Annotated in this window: 1 protein-coding gene; it reads right to left on the bottom strand. The window is 40.3% G+C overall.

From position 1 onward, the window contains the following. Window positions 1-253 (bottom strand): hypothetical protein (locus AAEY62_RS23555; RefSeq protein ID WP_350636878.1); only part of this gene is annotated, 253 nt, incomplete at both ends.

Below are 253 nucleotides of genomic sequence, written 5' to 3' on the forward strand. Positions count from 1 at the left end.
TTATTGTCAGGATCGAAGTAACTAAGAATTGATGGGCCTAAGTCGGCTTTAAGCGGATCGCTAACATCATCAAAGTTCCAAATAGTGATATTAGCAATGTCTTGGCAGGCATTGAGTGGCGTATTTGTATCAATATGCAAGCATTGAGTGGTTCTATGACGTGCGTATTGATCCAGAAGCCACCAAGCTTCGGCTATCGGTGCTACATCATTAAAAGTAACCCCATTAAAAAATAAATCAGGATTAAGAGCTG

This window comes from Pseudoalteromonas sp. GW168-MNA-CIBAN-0100 (assembly GCF_040309225.1).
GTDB lineage: Bacteria > Pseudomonadota > Gammaproteobacteria > Enterobacterales > Alteromonadaceae > Pseudoalteromonas > Pseudoalteromonas arctica.